The 15,883-nt window shown below is 54.8% G+C and carries 26 protein-coding genes; 16 read left to right on the top strand and 10 right to left on the bottom strand.

Annotation, left to right across the window (positions count from 1 at the left end):
• The 10 genes from ACI3GR_RS20020 to ACI3GR_RS19975 form a co-directional block, all read right to left on the bottom strand.
• The coding region (locus ACI3GR_RS20020; RefSeq protein ID WP_407497026.1) for a hypothetical protein at positions 1–271 on the bottom strand (271 nt) is incomplete at its 3' end.
• 222 nt (positions 272–493) lie between these two features.
• A complete protein-coding gene (nusG, locus tag ACI3GR_RS20015) occupies positions 494–1,168 on the bottom strand; it encodes a transcription termination/antitermination protein NusG (RefSeq protein WP_407497025.1) in 675 nt (224 codons plus the stop codon).
• Positions 1,165–1,851 carry a hypothetical protein gene (locus ACI3GR_RS20010; RefSeq protein ID WP_407497024.1) on the bottom strand — a complete coding sequence of 229 codons (687 nt, stop codon included), beginning with the start codon at positions 1,849–1,851 and terminating at the stop codon, positions 1,165–1,167. Before ACI3GR_RS20010 ends, nusG begins: the two co-directional genes overlap by 4 nt.
• Positions 1,852–1,984: 133 nt before the next feature.
• Positions 1,985–2,626: a hypothetical protein gene (locus tag ACI3GR_RS20005; RefSeq protein WP_407497023.1), complete on the bottom strand. Its 642-nt coding sequence runs from the start codon at positions 2,624–2,626 to the stop codon at positions 1,985–1,987.
• Positions 2,623–3,012: a hypothetical protein gene (locus ACI3GR_RS20000; RefSeq protein WP_407497022.1), complete on the bottom strand. Its 390-nt coding sequence runs from the start codon at positions 3,010–3,012 to the stop codon at positions 2,623–2,625. The genes ACI3GR_RS20005 and ACI3GR_RS20000 overlap by 4 nt, the downstream gene beginning before the upstream one ends.
• Positions 3,009–3,287, bottom strand: a complete 279-nt coding sequence (locus ACI3GR_RS19995) for a hypothetical protein (protein WP_407497021.1) — start codon at positions 3,285–3,287, stop codon at positions 3,009–3,011. Before ACI3GR_RS19995 ends, ACI3GR_RS20000 begins: the two co-directional genes overlap by 4 nt.
• Complete coding sequence (locus ACI3GR_RS19990; RefSeq protein WP_407497020.1) at positions 3,284–4,060, bottom strand: DNA-methyltransferase; 777 nt, start codon at positions 4,058–4,060, stop codon at positions 3,284–3,286. Before ACI3GR_RS19990 ends, ACI3GR_RS19995 begins: the two co-directional genes overlap by 4 nt.
• A complete protein-coding gene (locus ACI3GR_RS19985) occupies positions 4,057–4,593 on the bottom strand; it encodes a hypothetical protein (protein WP_407497019.1) in 537 nt (178 codons plus the stop codon). The genes ACI3GR_RS19990 and ACI3GR_RS19985 overlap by 4 nt, the downstream gene beginning before the upstream one ends.
• A 238-nt stretch (positions 4,594–4,831) precedes the next feature.
• Positions 4,832–5,311 (bottom strand): hypothetical protein, encoded by a 480-nt coding sequence (locus ACI3GR_RS19980; protein WP_407497018.1) that lies wholly within the window; start codon positions 5,309–5,311, stop codon positions 4,832–4,834.
• 81 nt (positions 5,312–5,392) lie between these two features.
• Positions 5,393–5,608 carry an XRE family transcriptional regulator gene (locus tag ACI3GR_RS19975; protein ID WP_407497017.1) on the bottom strand — a complete coding sequence of 72 codons (216 nt, stop codon included), beginning with the start codon at positions 5,606–5,608 and terminating at the stop codon, positions 5,393–5,395.
• 97 nt (positions 5,609–5,705) lie between these two features.
• Here ACI3GR_RS19975 and ACI3GR_RS19970 point away from each other — a divergent pair, with 97 nt between their 5' ends.
• From ACI3GR_RS19970 to ACI3GR_RS19895, 16 genes are all read left to right on the top strand, one after another.
• Positions 5,706–6,077 (top strand): helix-turn-helix domain-containing protein, encoded by a 372-nt coding sequence (locus ACI3GR_RS19970; RefSeq protein WP_407497016.1) that lies wholly within the window; start codon positions 5,706–5,708, stop codon positions 6,075–6,077.
• A gap of 179 nt (positions 6,078–6,256) precedes the next feature.
• The gene (locus ACI3GR_RS19965) at positions 6,257–6,763 is read left to right on the top strand and encodes a hypothetical protein (protein ID WP_407497015.1); all 507 of its coding nucleotides are present in this window, start codon (positions 6,257–6,259) and stop codon (positions 6,761–6,763) included.
• Positions 6,764–6,839: 76 nt separating this feature from the next.
• Positions 6,840–7,196, top strand: coding sequence for a hypothetical protein (locus ACI3GR_RS19960; RefSeq protein WP_407497014.1), 357 nt, complete (start codon positions 6,840–6,842; stop codon positions 7,194–7,196).
• Entirely contained in the window at positions 7,193–7,507 is a 315-nt protein-coding gene (locus ACI3GR_RS19955; RefSeq protein WP_407497013.1) for a hypothetical protein, read from the top strand. The genes ACI3GR_RS19960 and ACI3GR_RS19955 overlap by 4 nt, the downstream gene beginning before the upstream one ends.
• Positions 7,504–7,836 (top strand): hypothetical protein, encoded by a 333-nt coding sequence (locus ACI3GR_RS19950; protein WP_407497012.1) that lies wholly within the window; start codon positions 7,504–7,506, stop codon positions 7,834–7,836. Before ACI3GR_RS19955 ends, ACI3GR_RS19950 begins: the two co-directional genes overlap by 4 nt.
• A complete protein-coding gene (locus tag ACI3GR_RS19945) occupies positions 7,833–8,129 on the top strand; it encodes a hypothetical protein (RefSeq protein ID WP_407497011.1) in 297 nt (98 codons plus the stop codon). The genes ACI3GR_RS19950 and ACI3GR_RS19945 overlap by 4 nt, the downstream gene beginning before the upstream one ends.
• A 166-nt stretch (positions 8,130–8,295) precedes the next feature.
• Positions 8,296–8,844: a LabA-like NYN domain-containing protein gene (locus ACI3GR_RS19940; RefSeq protein ID WP_407497010.1), complete on the top strand. Its 549-nt coding sequence runs from the start codon at positions 8,296–8,298 to the stop codon at positions 8,842–8,844.
• The gene (locus tag ACI3GR_RS19935) at positions 8,841–9,113 is read left to right on the top strand and encodes a hypothetical protein (RefSeq protein ID WP_407497009.1); all 273 of its coding nucleotides are present in this window, start codon (positions 8,841–8,843) and stop codon (positions 9,111–9,113) included. Before ACI3GR_RS19940 ends, ACI3GR_RS19935 begins: the two co-directional genes overlap by 4 nt.
• A 225-nt stretch (positions 9,114–9,338) precedes the next feature.
• Positions 9,339–9,605, top strand: coding sequence for a hypothetical protein (locus ACI3GR_RS19930; RefSeq protein WP_407497008.1), 267 nt, complete (start codon positions 9,339–9,341; stop codon positions 9,603–9,605).
• A complete protein-coding gene (locus tag ACI3GR_RS19925; protein WP_407497007.1) occupies positions 9,602–9,928 on the top strand; it encodes a hypothetical protein in 327 nt (108 codons plus the stop codon). Before ACI3GR_RS19930 ends, ACI3GR_RS19925 begins: the two co-directional genes overlap by 4 nt.
• Positions 9,928–11,547: a DNA cytosine methyltransferase gene (locus tag ACI3GR_RS19920; RefSeq protein ID WP_407497006.1), complete on the top strand. Its 1,620-nt coding sequence runs from the start codon at positions 9,928–9,930 to the stop codon at positions 11,545–11,547. Before ACI3GR_RS19925 ends, ACI3GR_RS19920 begins: the two co-directional genes overlap by 1 nt.
• A complete protein-coding gene (locus ACI3GR_RS19915; protein ID WP_407497004.1) occupies positions 11,544–12,356 on the top strand; it encodes a phosphoadenosine phosphosulfate reductase domain-containing protein in 813 nt (270 codons plus the stop codon). The genes ACI3GR_RS19920 and ACI3GR_RS19915 overlap by 4 nt, the downstream gene beginning before the upstream one ends.
• Entirely contained in the window at positions 12,356–12,676 is a 321-nt protein-coding gene (locus ACI3GR_RS19910) for a DUF4031 domain-containing protein (RefSeq protein ID WP_407497002.1), read from the top strand. Before ACI3GR_RS19915 ends, ACI3GR_RS19910 begins: the two co-directional genes overlap by 1 nt.
• A 1-nt stretch (position 12,677) precedes the next feature.
• Positions 12,678–13,805: a DNA polymerase III subunit beta gene (locus ACI3GR_RS19905; protein WP_407497000.1), complete on the top strand. Its 1,128-nt coding sequence runs from the start codon at positions 12,678–12,680 to the stop codon at positions 13,803–13,805.
• Position 13,806: 1 nt separating this feature from the next.
• Positions 13,807–14,469: a DUF7178 family protein gene (locus tag ACI3GR_RS19900; protein ID WP_407496998.1), complete on the top strand. Its 663-nt coding sequence runs from the start codon at positions 13,807–13,809 to the stop codon at positions 14,467–14,469.
• A 169-nt stretch (positions 14,470–14,638) separates the two neighbouring features.
• Positions 14,639–15,730, top strand: coding sequence for a tyrosine-type recombinase/integrase (locus ACI3GR_RS19895; protein ID WP_407496996.1), 1,092 nt, complete (start codon positions 14,639–14,641; stop codon positions 15,728–15,730).
• The last annotated feature ends 153 nt before the right edge of the window (positions 15,731–15,883 follow it).

Genomic DNA, 15,883 nt, shown 5'->3' with positions numbered 1-15,883 from the left:
GCACGTCCACATCATGGAACATCGACATTTCATAGACGCCGACATCCGGCTGCAGTTCGATCAGCACGTCCACATCAGCATGATGCGCAATGGCGGCACCTACCATCGTAACCAGTCCAACAATTGCGGCTAGACCGCACATGAATGCTCGTTTCATCTTCATCTCCTTAAATTTCGGGAAAGTTCTTATCAAAGCACCGCGCATCACCTGATGCCGTTGCCACGCAAAAAAATAGCCCGGACTTTGCAGCCGGGCGTTCTGTTTGGGCATATCTCTTAATTTTAGACGCGGTGACCGGCTTATGCCTTTTCACCTATCCGGGGGCCTCGGTATGTCACTTCCAGCTGGCGCTGTGATTACTTCGATTGACAGGGACTTGGGGTCATCCTGAGAACTTGTTAAGCGACAACCCCAAAACCTGTCAACACCCCTTAACAATCGCAACCGCCGCTTAACATCTTCGGGCGGTCGCAACTGCATGAAAACATGAAGCTATTGGGTCGATAAATTTTCTAGCCCCAATTCCATCAGATTATCACGCCCAAACAGGTTCACGACCCCTTTGGCAGAGCTTTCACCCACTTCGACAATCCTAAAATCGAAGTCTTCAAATGGACCATGAACCACCTTGGCAACGTCACCCACACCAAACACCCGACGGGCGGCAACCCGTCGCTTGACTTCAGACGGGACGCGCCCGCTGCTGAATTGACGCATCAATCGCATGACAGTGGCATCTGACATCTGGATTGGCTTGCCTCCAGTGCCCATGACACCGGCAACCACATCCAACTCCATCAGTTTCTTCCACGCCGGAACCCCGCGACCATATTCAGTTTCAACAATCGGCAATCCGACGAACATCCAATCCGCCAGCAATGGCACCGAAACCAGATGCTTTTCTTTGGTGAAGCGGTTCTTGATGCGCAGAACCTTCTTAACCGGCAGAAAGACTTCGAACCCCGCGCGTTTCATCAAATGTTCTGGCAGGAAGACGCGGTTGCCTGTGCCCTTGACCTTGCGCCACGACTTCTGGCCTGCGCGGTTGATGTACTGTTCCTTTTCGACATCAACGATGGCAGTGCGTGGACCGCCGCTGGCGTTTGGCTTCATCCGGACTGCGAACCATTGGACTTCACGTGCGGTCAGTGATGTCATAGCGTTCATTCCCCACCCCCTTGGCTTGCCCCAAGGTCAGAAATGGCCTGACAGCGACGAATGGCAGACAGCCGTCGGTTTCGCCATGCAGCTTCATTCGCGGGAACTTCATCACCGCGGGCCAGCCGTTCTTCAACTCTGCGCAACTGGCGGATGGCGTTGTCAGCCCTTTCGCGGATGCGACCTACAACAAACGCATTTGGCCAGCGCCGCGACTGCTTCAGTTCAGCCAACAGTTCCGGTGCCCAACCTTGGGCCAAAGCATCCAAGCCCAAGCCTTGCGAAAAAACAGCCCGCACCAAGGGCGACCCATCACCTTCTGGCGATTGGATTTGGCCAGCCCAATCCAGAATGTGGTTGGCGATTGGAAAACGGTCTTTCCCCTTGCCGCCAGCGTTTCCAGCGCACTGGTCTTCCAGCGCTTGAAGGTTCTGTTCGGTCATGTAGGCCAACCGCGCACACAGGTCTTTCACCATGTCTTCGAATTGCGCTTTGGTCAGAGTGGATGGCTTAGCCAATCCCCTGCGCTGTAGGGGAACAATCAAGAACTGCTTAACCCTCTTTTCACCGTCTGCCTGTGCTGCACTGTCCATCGTATTTTCCCATTTTCTAAGCATTTCAAGCTGACAAAATGTCGTGACCCCCAAAGCCTTGGGCGATCCGTAATTCTTTTTTTTTCTTATTCTTTCCATATCCTTGTCAGTCCGGAAGAAACCGGCCCAAAAAAAAGGAAAATGACGCAAAAATAGGTAAATAAACTTCCGGAAACGCTCCGGTTTCTTCCAAGTTCCTTCCAGTTTCTTCCGACGGAAGAAACGCGACCGATTACGGCTGATGCAATTTTAGCTTTTCCTGCTGTTGCAGGGTCCACAATTCCAGCGCTTCCCTGATGACATTTGGGCGGCGCTGACGGCCATCAAACCGGTCCAAAAGAAACTGGTCGAACTGAATGATGAAGGCGGCATCCTCTCCCATTCGGGCCGTGCCGCCACCTCTCACAATCTGTGCTGGCAGGTCTTTGATGCGCTTGCGCTCACGGTCAGCTGCGCGCTTTTCCAGATGGTCTTCGCGCATACCCAAGGCTTCTTTGGCCATTTCCAAGACCGTCTTGTGATAAAGGCGCATGTGGCCATTGTCACAGCGGCAGGCTTGCCACCCGTATAGCGGCCCAATAGGCCGGTCGCACAAGCGCTTCCACTCTTCCAGTGTCACACCAGCTAGTTTGGCCAGCAAACGTTCATCCATCGGCAGCGTGCCGACTGGCGCTTCATCCTGCGCCTCACAGAACAGGTCGAACCCGACCGCGCGAACATCTAAATCTGCAAGGTTTCGGAACTCTGACTTCAGCCAACGACGAAAATGCCATGCAATCCACGAATGGCTTTCTAGCCGCTCGGTCGATGGAATGGGGTAGTCGAAAATATCTTCAGCATCGACCAGTCGCATTGTTGTTGCTGGTTCACTCATTTGATGCCCCTTTCTGCTGCGCGCCGCAGTCGGTCACTCCACCATTCGGAAGACAGCCGGGACACATAGTTGCGACCGACACGCGACAAGGCGCGCAGGTCATCGTTCGTTTTCTCGTACTTACCCGCTCGCCATGCCAGCAGCGCTGGCGCTGCCTTGTGACCGATGCGGCGCATGTCCAGTTCGTCCATCTTGCGACAGGCGGTGCTGCAGTAGCGCTGCCACGAACGCGAAGGTGCGAAGTGCTGCGAACACAGCGGGTTCATGCAGATGCCCGGCTCAACCAACGGACACACAGCCAATTCAGCAAATGCGACTTCAGCAAATGGTTCGATTTCGAAACGCGCCGCCAGTGCATTTGCGGTCTTTAAGGCCGGTAGGGTCATGGTGCCTGAACCCCACTGCCCTGCTTCACATCGGTGGGATTTTCCACCGGATATTCAGACGAATTGGCACCAAATGCGCGCAGCTTTTCACGAACGCCCGGCACCACCCGCAAGCGATGCCAGCGCTGTTCAACCGCCTTGGGTTGACGCATCAACGCCATGGCGATGCGGTCTAGTGAAACACCTTGGTCACGCAAGGTTAGCAGCTGGCTGTCAACCGATGGTGACCAAAGCGGATGGAAGATAAATTGCAAAGGATGCGATTTGACGATCACAGCAACGCCTCCTGAACTTCAGCGGTCAGCTGCGGACCAACAGCGCGCACACATGCCGTTGCCTTTTCCACCCGTTGACGCATGATTTCAAAATATTCAGGGTTCACCTCGATGCAGATGGCCTTCCGCCCGGTCAGAACCGCAGCAACAGCCGTCGTGCCGCTACCTGCAAACGGATCTAAGATGACCTGACCGGGCATGGTGAAGTCCAAGATGACATCACGCATCAAGCGCCAAGGCTTTTCCGTGGGGTGCCCACCTTGACGGTCTGGTGGGTTCGTCAGGTGCGTATAGATGCCACGCTTGCCACCTGCGTTCCACTTGGCAAAGCCAGCGCCACACCAAGCCGTGACAAAGCATTCAGCACCCTGCGCTGGACCTTGGCCATTCATTTGAGGCGTGCTGTCTGGCTTTACCCAAACGCAGCCACGCTTGTATTTCATAGGGCTAGCATTGATAACATCAGCCCACTTGCCGACGCCTTCGATGGTGCAAAACGCAATGAACCAGCCATCGCAGATGTCACCACACAACCGCACAACATCGTCACGGATGTCATCAATTCCAGAAAAATTCAGCGCGCGACCAAGTGTGCCACCATCGTTCCGAACATGATTTGATGCTTTATTTTTGGCGTTGTGCAGCGATTGTTCATAGGGCGGGTCAGAAATAATGTGGTCCACCGCCTCTAAGTCGGGCAGCACCGATAGGCTGTCAGCCAATATCAAGCGACAGTTACCAATGGTAATGTCCTTAAGGATGCCCACCGTCATGCGAAGTCACCAAGGCAGGATGCGTGCAGCACATCCGAAACGGCGTCTGCGCAACCCAACAGCTTGGATTGTGCCAACAACCATTCGCGGGCCTCCGGCCAACCATTGCGCCCAGCCTCTGCAGGATGACGCAATTGAACAAATAAAAACGCATCAAGATAATCGACCAACTGCAACCGCAGCACGTCAAACCGGGACAAGTCTTCTGCAAAACCCATTGCAGCCAGCACCCTGGACTCTAATGCCACATGCAACGCCACAAGGTCACCGCCACATTCCTTGAACGGGCGAGACAAATCACCAACACGGCTTTCGCCAGCATCATGGGTCACTGCCGCGCGCAGCAATTCAATCGTGTGGTCGGGATAGAGCGAAATCACCAGCTGCGCGCATCGCCCTTGATGTCCACAGATATAGTCATCAAAGCAGGACATGGCCGCGTTCATGTGCCAGCGACGGGTGAAGCCAGAAGCCCACAACGCAAAAAGACGGCCATCAAGGCCATCCAACCCCATTTCAGAGACAGAAGTCATTCGGCAAGCCCACCGTCAAAGCGGGCCGTAGGGAAAAGCCCCACGACCCGCCCCAACAGGGAGGTAAGGGGGCACAACAACCGGACACCCACGCCCCCTACGGTATGGGAACCATAGGCCAAGTTAAGCCCGTCCGCATGTTGGTCGGGGGCTTGCACGGGTTGACCCGCCCCCGCTAGGTCACGGGTCAAACCAAAGGCACGCCCCCCAGAGGATGCCATAGGGAACACCGCACAATTCATTCTGCGTCACCAGCTGGCTTTGCAACCATTGCCGCCATCACTTTGGCCGACGGCTGTTCAAGGCGGTTGCGGGCCTGACGCAATGCATAAATGGCTTCATCAATTTCATTGATTGCCTGCGCTCTCTCATTCGCGCCGCTGGACTGTTCAGCTGCCAGAATGGCAGAAATCGCTTCGCCGCTTTCCTTCGCAATGACACCGGACTGCTGCATCAGGCAGCTATCAGCCATGGCTACTCGGTCTTCCAAACGGCGCGCCATCATTCGTGTCACCGGGAACCGCCCCGATGCATCTTCCAACGCAATAACATCGGCCAATGTCCAATCCAGCGTTCCTGATGCCTTCTTGCTGATTGTGCCCTTGCTTGCGCCACCGCCCCAACGGGCATTGATGGTTTCAGCAACCGCATCAAAGCAGCCAAACCAGTCAACGATGGACTTCATATTGGCACGTGAAATTTTGCGAAGATCAGGCATGGGAAACCTCGTTTCCTGTGCGCGCGCCCACGGGCGTGGCAGAACAGGGACATGAAATTGAAACGGAACACACGAACGCCATCAGCCAACCGCCTTCAGGGGTTGGGCATCAGCGTCGGCATCAACAACGGGATTTTCAGCAATGTATTTCAGAATTTTATCGGCGGTCGCGAGTGTTGGCGAACCAGCGCCAACACTCCATCTTGACCACGCAGCGCCACTGACTTTGGCAGCACGCTGCACCACGGTAGTTGGCTCTACTCCAAGCGCCGTAGCATAGGCGCGAACTTGCTGCATGAATTCTTCCATACAGGAAGAATTAGTCTTTTTATCCTATCTACGCAACGGATTTTTAGACGATAGGCAAAAAATCCCATTTTGTTAGGCTATATGCATGACTGAGAGAACCTTTGCACAGCGACTGAAAACGGCCATCGAGGCGGACCCGAACCTAACGGAAGCGGGCCTTGCAACTAAAGCGGGCCTTAGCAATAGCGTCATCCGAAAACTACTGAAGGGTGACACTCAAAATCCACGCGTAGACACGGCCATCAAAATCTGCGCCGCACTAGGAACGACACTGGAAGACTTTATGTCAGGGTCTTTTCAGAATGCGACTGTTCCTGCTGACCAACAAGCTCAACGTATTCGGAACCTAATATCTCAACTAACAGTGGAAGAGCGAGTTCGCCTTGTAACTTACGGAGAAGGGCTTCGCGACGCGCGCGAGATGGTTCAGAAACCAAGCACTCAAGATGCCGAATAAGGTCATTTTTAGTCAAGTCACCCTCCCATTTTAAGAACATTATGGGAACATAAAATTGGATTGCAAGCGCACCACATCTAGTGTCAGCAGCCCACGGTAGAGCGCATAAGCGGATTACACCCCCTACGGGTTGCGCCGAATCGTCGCATGTAGCCGATAAATAAGGACTAATATCAGCCATGAACACAATCGCAGGAATTTTCGTAGCTTCCGGACTGACATTAGGGGTGGCATCTGCGTTGATGGCTGACACGAACGAAGCCTGCATTTCAGCGATGGTCCAAGCTACCGCATGGAAGCCTCAAATACTGGAAGGCCAATCGGTCGCGATGTACGAACTGGAAATCGCCAACAACACGTCAATCGACATCAGTGGTGTCATCGTCGAACATGAACTTTGGGCGGGCGCTAGGCCGATTGCTTTGGCCACAGGATATTCACAGTCAGCCCATTTGTTGGGTGGTGGATTGCTTGCGGGGGAAACCACAAGGTTTCCCGAGTATATACCACTTTCAGCGCATGCCGCGAAGCTAGCAGAAGCGGCATCTGAAATTTCTATACGAGTGGAAGTAAAGAACATCGCAGACCTGCAGACCCACCCAGTTGGCACCCAACCTGACCCCTTTGCTCTTTGGAGTGCCATTCGCAGCGAAATCCCCTGCGCGCGATTCCGTCCACTCGATTAGTCTTATTATCCTAATTTTTCTTGACCTAGGATATTTAGACTACTAGAAACGCCCCATCACTTTGATGGAGGCGACAATGCAGACGAATGCAAATACCCCACTAATCACCAATAAATTACTAGCCGAACTGGCCACGCCGAACGCACAGGCAGTCTTGGGCGATTGGGATGATGAAGCCCGCGCCATTTTGGCAGTAGCCATTCCAGAAATGGCAGCAGAACTGATGCAGCGCCGTGCATCCCTCTGCATCGCGATCCATCCAGAAGCAGCACAGCAAAGCGTTGAACGCGCTCGTGCGGTCATCCGCACGCAGAACCCAATTGCAGACCGCACGTTGATGGCCGCATGTCAGACCCTGATGATGCATTCACCCGATGCAGCAGAACAGCTGGCTGCAAAGGACATCATAACAGAAATGGAAGCGGCAGCATGAACGCCGTGCTGCATATCCGTGCGCTAACCTTCCTGCAGAACCTCGAAAACCTGTCTGCAACCGGCCAGCACGACGCCTTCGTCAATGAAGTTCTGGAAAACAACGGATACTTCACCGCGCCAAAACACGACCAGTCGCATCTTTGGGAACTATCACTGCACGGAATTGATGCTTCAGGGTCAAATGAAGAAGAAGCCATTGCAAATTGGAAGCGGCTCGCGCGCACTTCACTGCGGGCGGAAGAGATTGAAGCAGATGGTTTCATCACGGTCCACCCAAAGCCTGAATACGCTTCAGGGGGTGCAGCATGACTGCGACCGAACTGAACGCCAACACCAGCGAAACCAGCAAAGCTGGCAAGTGGCTGCGTGAAGTTATTGCAGCCTTTTTTCACCGCCTTAAAGCCAACGATGCATGCGGATATTCAATAGGCCAGCCCGTCAAGTCGCATCTGCTTGCGACACAGACTTGGTTGGTCACATGGCAGCGGCATAGCGGTGAAACCCAAACCAGCACCGTGATGATTTCAGGTGTCTGGAACATGGGTGACATCGAAGCGCAAGCCCGCGATGCGCTGCACCTGCAATGTGACATACCCAATGCGCGTATCACCCGCTTGACGATGGATTGCCGCAAATGAGCCGCCGGAAGCCGAGGGCGAACAACGCCGAGTCGCGGCGCTTTAACGATCTGCCGAACGCTCAACAGGCTGGAATGCTGTGCAACGACGAACAGTTCCGAACCTTCGCAGGCCAGCAGTTCCTAAGTTCTAAGGTCCAAGTTTCACCCACCGCGACCGCTGAATTCATCCGCAGGCATTGCGGCGTGGACAGCCGACGCGACCTGAACACTGACGCTGCAGCCTCACGAAAATTCCAGACCCTGCGCACAGAGTTCGATGCATGGGCTGGCCGCATTCAAGCACCACGATAGGGGGAAGCATGCGTTATTTAAGAGACTTTCTATGCACGCTTGGCATCCACAGATGGCGCGAAAGCCGTTCGATGCCGGAAGAGGTTTGCCACCACTGCCGCCTAAGGCGCTGGCACCACTAGCCGCCAAACCCCTTGAAAATATCAATTAAGCGAAAGCAAAAGCCATGATTTACAAAGACGAACGCATCGCCATCTTCATTGACGGCCCAAACCTATACGCCGCAGCAAAGAAGCTGGAAATAGACGTGGACTACAAAGCGCTGCGCTCCCATTTCGCACAGCAGGGGCGTTTGCTACGCGCCAGCTATTTCACTGCCATCCATGATGCGGACGACTTTCAACCCCTGCGCCCGCTTCTGGATTTCATACAATACAACGGCTGGAGCGCAGTAACCAAACCTGCGCGTGAGTTCACGGGTACGGATGGCCAGCGCAAGGTCAAAGGCAACATGGCAGTGGAACTGACAGTGGACGCCGTCGCGCTGGCACCGCACATCGACCATTTCATTTTGTTCAGTGGTGACCGCGACTTCTGCGCGCTGGTTGCTCACCTGCAGTCGCGGGGTGCGCGCGTCAGTGTTGTGTCCAGCCTTAAAACCAGCCCGGCATTCATCGCAGACGAACTGCGGCGTCAAGCAGATGCGTTCATCGAATTGGATGACCTGCGCGACATCATTGGCCGCGCACCGCGCGACACGGCAGCAGCCGCATGAAACCCACCAGCACCTGTGCAGCGGCACCCACTACACAGGTGCTGGCTGGGATTGGTCACAATAGCGAACAACCCGCTGTAAAGTCTGAACCTTTTGGAATTCGCGCCGCGTGGCTGAAATTTGCAAACGAAGTGGAATTGCGCCGCTTAGCCAAGCTGCACATGCGCATCGAACGCCGCAAACGCGGGTTGGATGACCTAGTGACCGAACGCCAGTTGATTATGAACCGCTGCATCAGGCGCATGCGCCGTCAGAACGGCAAAAATTAAATGGGGAATACCCAATGCCCGACCCGTCACTTCATGGCAACGGATACACCTGCCCAGCCTGTGAACTGCGCCGCGAAGAAGACCGCAAGCGCTTGGCGGTGGGGTCGAAGACCGGACCGAAGTGCAATCGCTGCAACGGGACTGGTCGCATCGCCTTCACACTGCGCGAAACCTACGAACTGCAGCTTGCAGACGCACGAAAATACTATTGGAGCGATAAGAAATATGCCCGTGAGATACGCCAACCCGCGCGAACGTGCGTTTGAAATCATAAACGCAAAAAACAAGGTTCGGCTGCGCGACCCAAGCACGGGTGAATACCTGCACCTGTCAGGCACCGGCATGACGAAAAGCGTAGACCGGTCATGGCTTGGCCATCTGCATCAAGCCGACACGCTGAAGCAACGAGCCGAGGCGCGTCGTGAAGACTGGACGCTGCAGCCGGTGCCCCGCGATGACCCCCACGCCTATGAACCGGATGTAACGCAATGACCTGCATCTTGAAAAGATATGTTGTTGGCGTGACCGGATATGGCGATGCGCACTTCTACGCGAAGAACAAAAACCAAGCCAGAATGCGCGCATTCCATGCAATGCAGTCTGCCAATGACGCAATCACGTTCAAGCGTTTCCTGAAAATTGTCAGCTACATCCATGACGCCAAAACGCCGGAAGGGTTCGGGCGGAACATCCTTGTAAGCGGAAAACCAGCCCACTGGATTGAACATGCAGGCGGCAATTCTGTGCTCTTCGCGTGGCCCAATGACGACAAGGTTTTCACCTCTCACGAACTAGACATTGAGGATGCCCAATAATGGACGGAAGCCTTTTAGACTACACCGATACCACCCAATCCACCGCACCGCAGTTGCGCCCCTTGATTGCCGACAACTTCGCAGGCGGTGGTGGTGCCAGCACAGGCATAGAAATCGCCCTTGGCCGCAGCCCTGACGTGGCCATCAACCATGACCCCATTGCCCTTTCAATGCATGCCGCGAACCACCCTGACGCACTGCACCTGACATCTTCCGTCTATTCCGTGGACCCCGATGATTTGGTGCAACCCGGTCAGCCAGTCGGGCTGGCGTGGTTTTCACCAGACTGCAAGCATCACAGCAAAGCCAAGGGCGGCAAACCACTAGACCGCAACATTCGTGACCTTGCTTGGGTGGTCGTGCATTGGGCTGAACGTGTCAGACCACAGGTCATCATTCTGGAAAACGTCGAAGAATTTCAGGACTGGTGCCCGCTGGACGCCAACGGCAAAGCCGACAAATCGAAGAAGGGTGAAACCTTCAACAAATGGGCAAAGCGGTTGCGCCAACTTGGCTATGCGGTTGAATGGAAACAGCTGAAGGCGTGCGACTATGGCGCGCCCACCATCAGAAACCGCCTGTTTGTCATCGCCAGATGTGATGGCCAGCCCATCATTTGGCCAGAACCAACCCATGCGCCAGCGGAGTCCAGGGAAGTGCTGTCAGGCAAGCTAAAGCCATGGCGCTGCGCCGCATCCATCATCGACTGGACCCTGCCGTGCCCTAGCATTTTCGACACATCCGCAGAAATCAAAACCAAGCACGGCCTGCGTGCTGTTCGCCCTCTAGCAGACAACACATTGCGCCGCATAGCGCGAGGCGTTCAGCGCTACGTCATCGACGCCAAAGACCCGTTTTTCGTCACCTACGCCCAACACGGTGGACGCAGCCGCAGCGCTTTCGACCCGATGCACACCATCTGCGCCAGCCTTAAAGACCAGAACGCCATCGTAATGCCATCACTGGTCCAGGTTGGATATGGCGAAGCACCAAACCAAAAACCACGTGCACTGGACATTCACCGACCCTTGGGAACGGTTGTGGCAGGTGGTGGCAAGCACGCACTGGTGGCAGCGTTTCTGGCGCAGCACAATGGCGGCCCAAACATGGACCACAATGCAGGGCGCAGCGCGCTTGACCCAGTGTCCACCATCACCACCACAGGCGGCCAGCAGGGCATTGTCGCTGCCCACATGGTCAACATGCACGGCACCGGTCGCAGCGCTCGCGATGCCCGCGACCCGCTGACCACCATCACAGCCGGTGGTGGGCATGCCGGTTTGGTCGCAGCCTTCCTGACTAAATATTACGGCCAAGGTGATGGCCAAACGGTTTCCGAACCCGCGCACACCCTGACCACCCGCGACCGGCTTGGCGTGGTCACCGTTGACATTGACGGTGCGACCTATGCCATCACCGACATCGGGATACGCATGCTGACCCCGCGTGAACAGTTTCGGGCGCAAGGATTTCCAGACAGCTACAACATCGAGACTGGAGCAGACGGAAAACCAATATCCAAAACGCAGCAAACCCACAAATGCGGCAACAGCGTTTGCCCACCGGTCGCAGCAGCACTGGTGTCTGCTAACTGCCCGGATCTGAAGGTGCCAGTATGAACCCCTTCACCCTTCCAGACGGTCAGGTTCACATCGCCTTCAGCGGCGGTCGCACCAGCGCATTCATGCTGCACCAGATTGCAGAAGCGAATGGCGGAATTCCATCAGACCGGTGCCAAGTGATATTTGCAAACACCGGGCGCGAACGCAGCGAAACCTTGGATTTTGTGCAGGAAGTTTCAGACCGGTTCGCCGTGCCCGTGGTCTGGCTGGAGTACAGATACGACAACGGCCCACGCGCCCAGCCCATATGCCACGAAACAGCCAACACCGATGGCAAACCCTTTGAACAGCTGCTGCAGCGCAAAAGACGCCTGCCGAACCAAGCCGAACGAACCTGCACAGAAGAACTGAAGGTGCGCACAGCGCGCCGTTGGCTGGTACTGCAGGGCTGGAAGAAGTGGACCAAGGCTACAGGCATCCGCGCAGATGAACCCCACCGCCTAAATCCTGCAAAACAGCCGCGTGAAACCATATGGCACCCACTGGCAGCTGCAGGCACCACCAAGGCAGACATCGCTGAATTCTGGCGCGCACAGCCGTTCGACCTAGCACTTCCACTGGTCGCGGGTCGCACCATCGGCGGCAATTGCCGCCGTTGCTTCCTGAAGTCGGAAGCCGACATTGCAGCTGAAATCCGTGACACGCCTGAAGATGACTGGCCAGACCGGATGGAAGCCAAATTCAAAGGCACATTTTCAAAGCGCTACAGCATGGCAGAAATGCGCCGCAGCGTGGAAACGCAGGGTGACTGGCTGTTCTCGACTGAAGGTGCCCTTTGCCAAGCTAGTGACGGGGAATGCACCTGATGCCTGTTTACGTGGACAAAGCGCAGCACAAACTTGGCCGGATGGTCATGTGCCACATGCTGGCCGACAGTATGGATGAACTGCTGACAATGGCAGACACAATTGGCGTGAACCGCAAATGGTTCCAACCCCAGAGCCACCCACACTTCGACATCTGCAAAGCATATCGCGCCAAGGCAATCGCAGCTGGCGCAATTGAAGTGGACCGTCGCCAACTGGTCGATGTGATGAAGCGCTACCGCACCAAATGGTCTGGTGACCTTGACGAACGCAAAAAACTCAACTGCGCAGCAGCTGCTGCGGGAAAGAAGGAACTCTGAAATGATTGCAAATGCACGGATGACGCCAACGGATTTCAAAGCCGCAGCCAACGCGATGAACAGCGTGGTCGAACGCCGCAACACCATTCCGATTTTGGGGGAGGTTCTGATTTCAATTTCTGCAGGCAAAGTCACTTTCTGCAGCACCAATCTTGACCAACAATTGACCATGGACTTCGAAGCAGAAACTGATGGCAAGGCTTCCTTTACCGTCAGCGCACAACACCTGATAGGTTTTGCCGGTGCAGCACAGGACTATGTGCAAATCAATTTGGACGGACCGAACACTGATGCGATGAACCCGCAAAACGTGGTCGAACTGCGAGCAACCGACATCACGATGCGCAGCCTAGACCGCTATGATGTCGCAGACTTTCCAAAGATGACGCGCATTGAAAATACTACATGGCGCAAGGGCGCATCCAAGTTCACTTCCAGCCAAGACGAATTGCGCAGAGCCATGACATTGGGCAGGCACTGCATCAGCACTGAAGAAACCCGCTACTACCTGAACGGCTCGTATCTAACCCGCAAACCTGACAGCGACACGCTGCGCGTCGTAACGACAGATGGGCACCGAATGGGTGTCATCGACACGGCCATTTCAATGCCAGAAGAACCGGTCATCCTTCCAGCCGCAGGAGTGGATCTAATGAACCGACACATGAAGTCGGGTGGAAACGAACCGATTGCAGTTCAATACGGTGAGAACTTTATGGTTTTTTCAAAGGACAGCTTCGAATTCGCAACCAAGCTGATAGATGGCACATATCCTGATTATATGCGGGTCATTCCCGCACCATCAGACAAAGCAGAGGCGCAGGTTTCCAGCGTCGCTGTGAATAGGCTGGCAAGCATCAACAATGCGTTGCGCAGCGGACGCTCTTCACCATGCGTTCTGGATATGGCTGAAGGAAAAATGGTCATCAAATCGCCTGAAGGGCATAGTGCATCCGCACCATTGACCGCCAAAGGAAACTTCAAAACGGGCGTTAATTTCAAATACCTTCAAGACCAAGCCAAAGCGACTCCAACCTTCACCATCCAGTGCGCCTCTAGCAACGACCCGATGCGGTGTTTTGGCGCTGACCCCGATGCACTGTTCATCCTGATGCCGATGCGGGTTTGAAATGCAGCATCTGGAAGACCTTTGGGCGCAGGCCAATGACGACGACCGAAAGGACGGGCTGGCCGCATATTGCTTCTACAGGAAGCAAATGATGACCTTTGCCCACCACTACAAAACGCCGCTATCAAGAGTAACAAGCGCCTTTGTGGCTCTGTCACCCAATTCCGACTACATCGGCAACCTGCGCAGCCTTACCAGCGTGCTGGAAGGTGTTCGCGCAGGATTGTCAGCTGAAGAAATCACCGTTTCGACCTATAAAGCATGCCGCAATCGTGCGGTGCAGTATCTGACAGGTGAAGCAGACTTCCTTCGAACGGTGCGCGGGCCAAAAATCAGGGCATTCAGGGACAATATCTTGCGCCCAAAGACCAGCCGATTGGTCACAGTTGATGGCCACATGGTTGCAGCATTTATGGGCAACCCGAACATGACCATGAAAGACGCCGCCTATCACCTGACCCGTCGCGCTCAATACAACGAAATCGCAGACGCCATCACAGCAATTGCCGACAACCAAGGCATCGCGCCATGCCAAGCGCAGGCAGTTTTGTGGCACGCTCGAAAGCGCATCTTCAACATTAAGTTTGATGCACAAACCAGCCTGCTGGACCCGTTTTGCGTGTCCACATACCCGCCATATGCGCGAAACATCGAGGCGAAATAAAAATGGGGAAACAGCGCTTCACAAAGTCAGAAATCACCCGTGCGGTCGAAGCCGCGCGGGCCTGTGACCTAGTGGTGACCGCTGTTGAAATCAGCCCAGACGGCACAATCAAGATTTGCTGCCCTATAGACGCGCCCGAAATTAAGAGCAAAGGTCCGGAACCGAAACAATGGTAAATGATGTGCGCACAAACTATCCGGGCCTTACGGTCGAAACACTGAAATCAGGCAAAAAGCGCATTCGCGTTCGCGTCGAAGGCTTCCCAAACCGCAAGGTCCGCTTGCATGTGGATATCGACCATCCAAAGTTCTCTGAACATTACTGGAGCGCGCGGGCTGGCATCGAACTGGAAGCAGAACCGGAAACGCTTGCAATTCGCCAATCCATTCAGTGGTTGACTGACAAATATTTGCTGCACCTAGAACGGATGGTGGCAGCAGGACAGGCATCGCCAGCCACACTGCGCCAACGCAAAAGCCTTCTGACGCGCCTATGCGAACACCAGACAGATGGCGGTGACAAGTATGGCGTGATGACACTGAAGGCACCCACAGCAGCCTTCATCAAGGTGCGCGACGCGCGCGCAGCGACACCCGCTGAAGCTGACAACATGATGAAAGCAGCACGGTCAATGTATCATTGGGCATGTGATGCAGGGCACACCAGCGTGAACCCCTTGGTCGGCATCAAAAAAATTCACCGCAGCAAAGGTGGCGCGACACCATGGACAGCCGATGACCTGCGCAAGTTCAAAAAACGGCACCCACCGGGCACGATGGCCCACCTTGCGCTGACGCTGCATATGTTCACCGCGGCCCGTTCAAATGATGCTGTTTGGCTTGGTCGCAAGCAAGAATTTGATAGCCACGGAACCCGCTGGCTTGGATGGCAACCAAAGAAACGCGGCGCTGCATTTGTAGAAATTCCGATGGTGCCCCCGCTGCGCGAAGCTATCGCGGCTGTGGCACAGATTGGTGAAGCCTACATCCTAAGCGAACATGGACGACCCTTCAAAAATGCTGACAGCTATCGGAACTGGCTGCGCAAAAGATGCGATGAAGCTGGATTGGTAGGCCGGTCATCGCATGGCGTTCGAAAGGCGCTGGCCGAACTTTTGGCAGAAGAAGGCTGCAGCGAACATCAAATTATGTCGGTGCTCTCACATACCCAACCAAGCACATCTGCAATCTACACCAAAGGGGCTGAACGGCGTGCAATGGCAGCTGAAGCAATGCAATCAATTTCAGGATTTGGATGGTGATGTGGACCACGCCCACTTCCAGTGCGGTCCACAATCCACATTTTTGCAAGCATATTCAGTGCCTTAATGTGATGCATGGTGCCCCCACACGGCACCCTTATGTCATTGCTTTAAAACATAAATAATCGCTTTATGGGGGATTTTTGCGTGATT

Origin of the sequence: Pseudooceanicola aestuariicola (genome assembly GCF_045763785.1) — a bacterium.
Taxonomy (GTDB): domain Bacteria; phylum Pseudomonadota; class Alphaproteobacteria; order Rhodobacterales; family Rhodobacteraceae; genus Pseudooceanicola.
This window is presented reverse-complemented; position numbering and strand designations above follow the sequence as displayed.

Coding starts and splice junctions, on each gene's coding strand:
- nusG (WP_407497025.1), bottom strand. CDS start 1,168: ATGAACGCTATGACATCACTGACCGCACGTGAAGTCCAATGGTTCGCA.
- ACI3GR_RS20010 (WP_407497024.1), bottom strand. CDS start 1,851: ATGGAAAGAATAAGAAAAAAAAAGAATTACGGATCGCCCAAGGCTTTG.
- ACI3GR_RS20005 (WP_407497023.1), bottom strand. CDS start 2,626: ATGAGTGAACCAGCAACAACAATGCGACTGGTCGATGCTGAAGATATT.
- ACI3GR_RS20000 (WP_407497022.1), bottom strand. CDS start 3,012: ATGACCCTACCGGCCTTAAAGACCGCAAATGCACTGGCGGCGCGTTTC.
- ACI3GR_RS19990 (WP_407497020.1), bottom strand. CDS start 4,060: ATGACGGTGGGCATCCTTAAGGACATTACCATTGGTAACTGTCGCTTG.
- ACI3GR_RS19985 (WP_407497019.1), bottom strand. CDS start 4,593: ATGACTTCTGTCTCTGAAATGGGGTTGGATGGCCTTGATGGCCGTCTT.
- ACI3GR_RS19980 (WP_407497018.1), bottom strand. CDS start 5,311: ATGCCTGATCTTCGCAAAATTTCACGTGCCAATATGAAGTCCATCGTT.
- ACI3GR_RS19975 (WP_407497017.1), bottom strand. CDS start 5,608: ATGCAGCAAGTTCGCGCCTATGCTACGGCGCTTGGAGTAGAGCCAACT.
- ACI3GR_RS19970 (WP_407497016.1), top strand. CDS start 5,706: ATGACTGAGAGAACCTTTGCACAGCGACTGAAAACGGCCATCGAGGCG.
- ACI3GR_RS19965 (WP_407497015.1), top strand. CDS start 6,257: ATGAACACAATCGCAGGAATTTTCGTAGCTTCCGGACTGACATTAGGG.
- ACI3GR_RS19960 (WP_407497014.1), top strand. CDS start 6,840: ATGCAGACGAATGCAAATACCCCACTAATCACCAATAAATTACTAGCC.
- ACI3GR_RS19955 (WP_407497013.1), top strand. CDS start 7,193: ATGAACGCCGTGCTGCATATCCGTGCGCTAACCTTCCTGCAGAACCTC.
- ACI3GR_RS19950 (WP_407497012.1), top strand. CDS start 7,504: ATGACTGCGACCGAACTGAACGCCAACACCAGCGAAACCAGCAAAGCT.
- ACI3GR_RS19945 (WP_407497011.1), top strand. CDS start 7,833: ATGAGCCGCCGGAAGCCGAGGGCGAACAACGCCGAGTCGCGGCGCTTT.
- ACI3GR_RS19940 (WP_407497010.1), top strand. CDS start 8,296: ATGATTTACAAAGACGAACGCATCGCCATCTTCATTGACGGCCCAAAC.
- ACI3GR_RS19935 (WP_407497009.1), top strand. CDS start 8,841: ATGAAACCCACCAGCACCTGTGCAGCGGCACCCACTACACAGGTGCTG.
- ACI3GR_RS19930 (WP_407497008.1), top strand. CDS start 9,339: ATGCCCGTGAGATACGCCAACCCGCGCGAACGTGCGTTTGAAATCATA.
- ACI3GR_RS19925 (WP_407497007.1), top strand. CDS start 9,602: ATGACCTGCATCTTGAAAAGATATGTTGTTGGCGTGACCGGATATGGC.
- ACI3GR_RS19920 (WP_407497006.1), top strand. CDS start 9,928: ATGGACGGAAGCCTTTTAGACTACACCGATACCACCCAATCCACCGCA.
- ACI3GR_RS19915 (WP_407497004.1), top strand. CDS start 11,544: ATGAACCCCTTCACCCTTCCAGACGGTCAGGTTCACATCGCCTTCAGC.
- ACI3GR_RS19910 (WP_407497002.1), top strand. CDS start 12,356: ATGCCTGTTTACGTGGACAAAGCGCAGCACAAACTTGGCCGGATGGTC.
- ACI3GR_RS19905 (WP_407497000.1), top strand. CDS start 12,678: ATGATTGCAAATGCACGGATGACGCCAACGGATTTCAAAGCCGCAGCC.
- ACI3GR_RS19900 (WP_407496998.1), top strand. CDS start 13,807: ATGCAGCATCTGGAAGACCTTTGGGCGCAGGCCAATGACGACGACCGA.
- ACI3GR_RS19895 (WP_407496996.1), top strand. CDS start 14,639: ATGGTAAATGATGTGCGCACAAACTATCCGGGCCTTACGGTCGAAACA.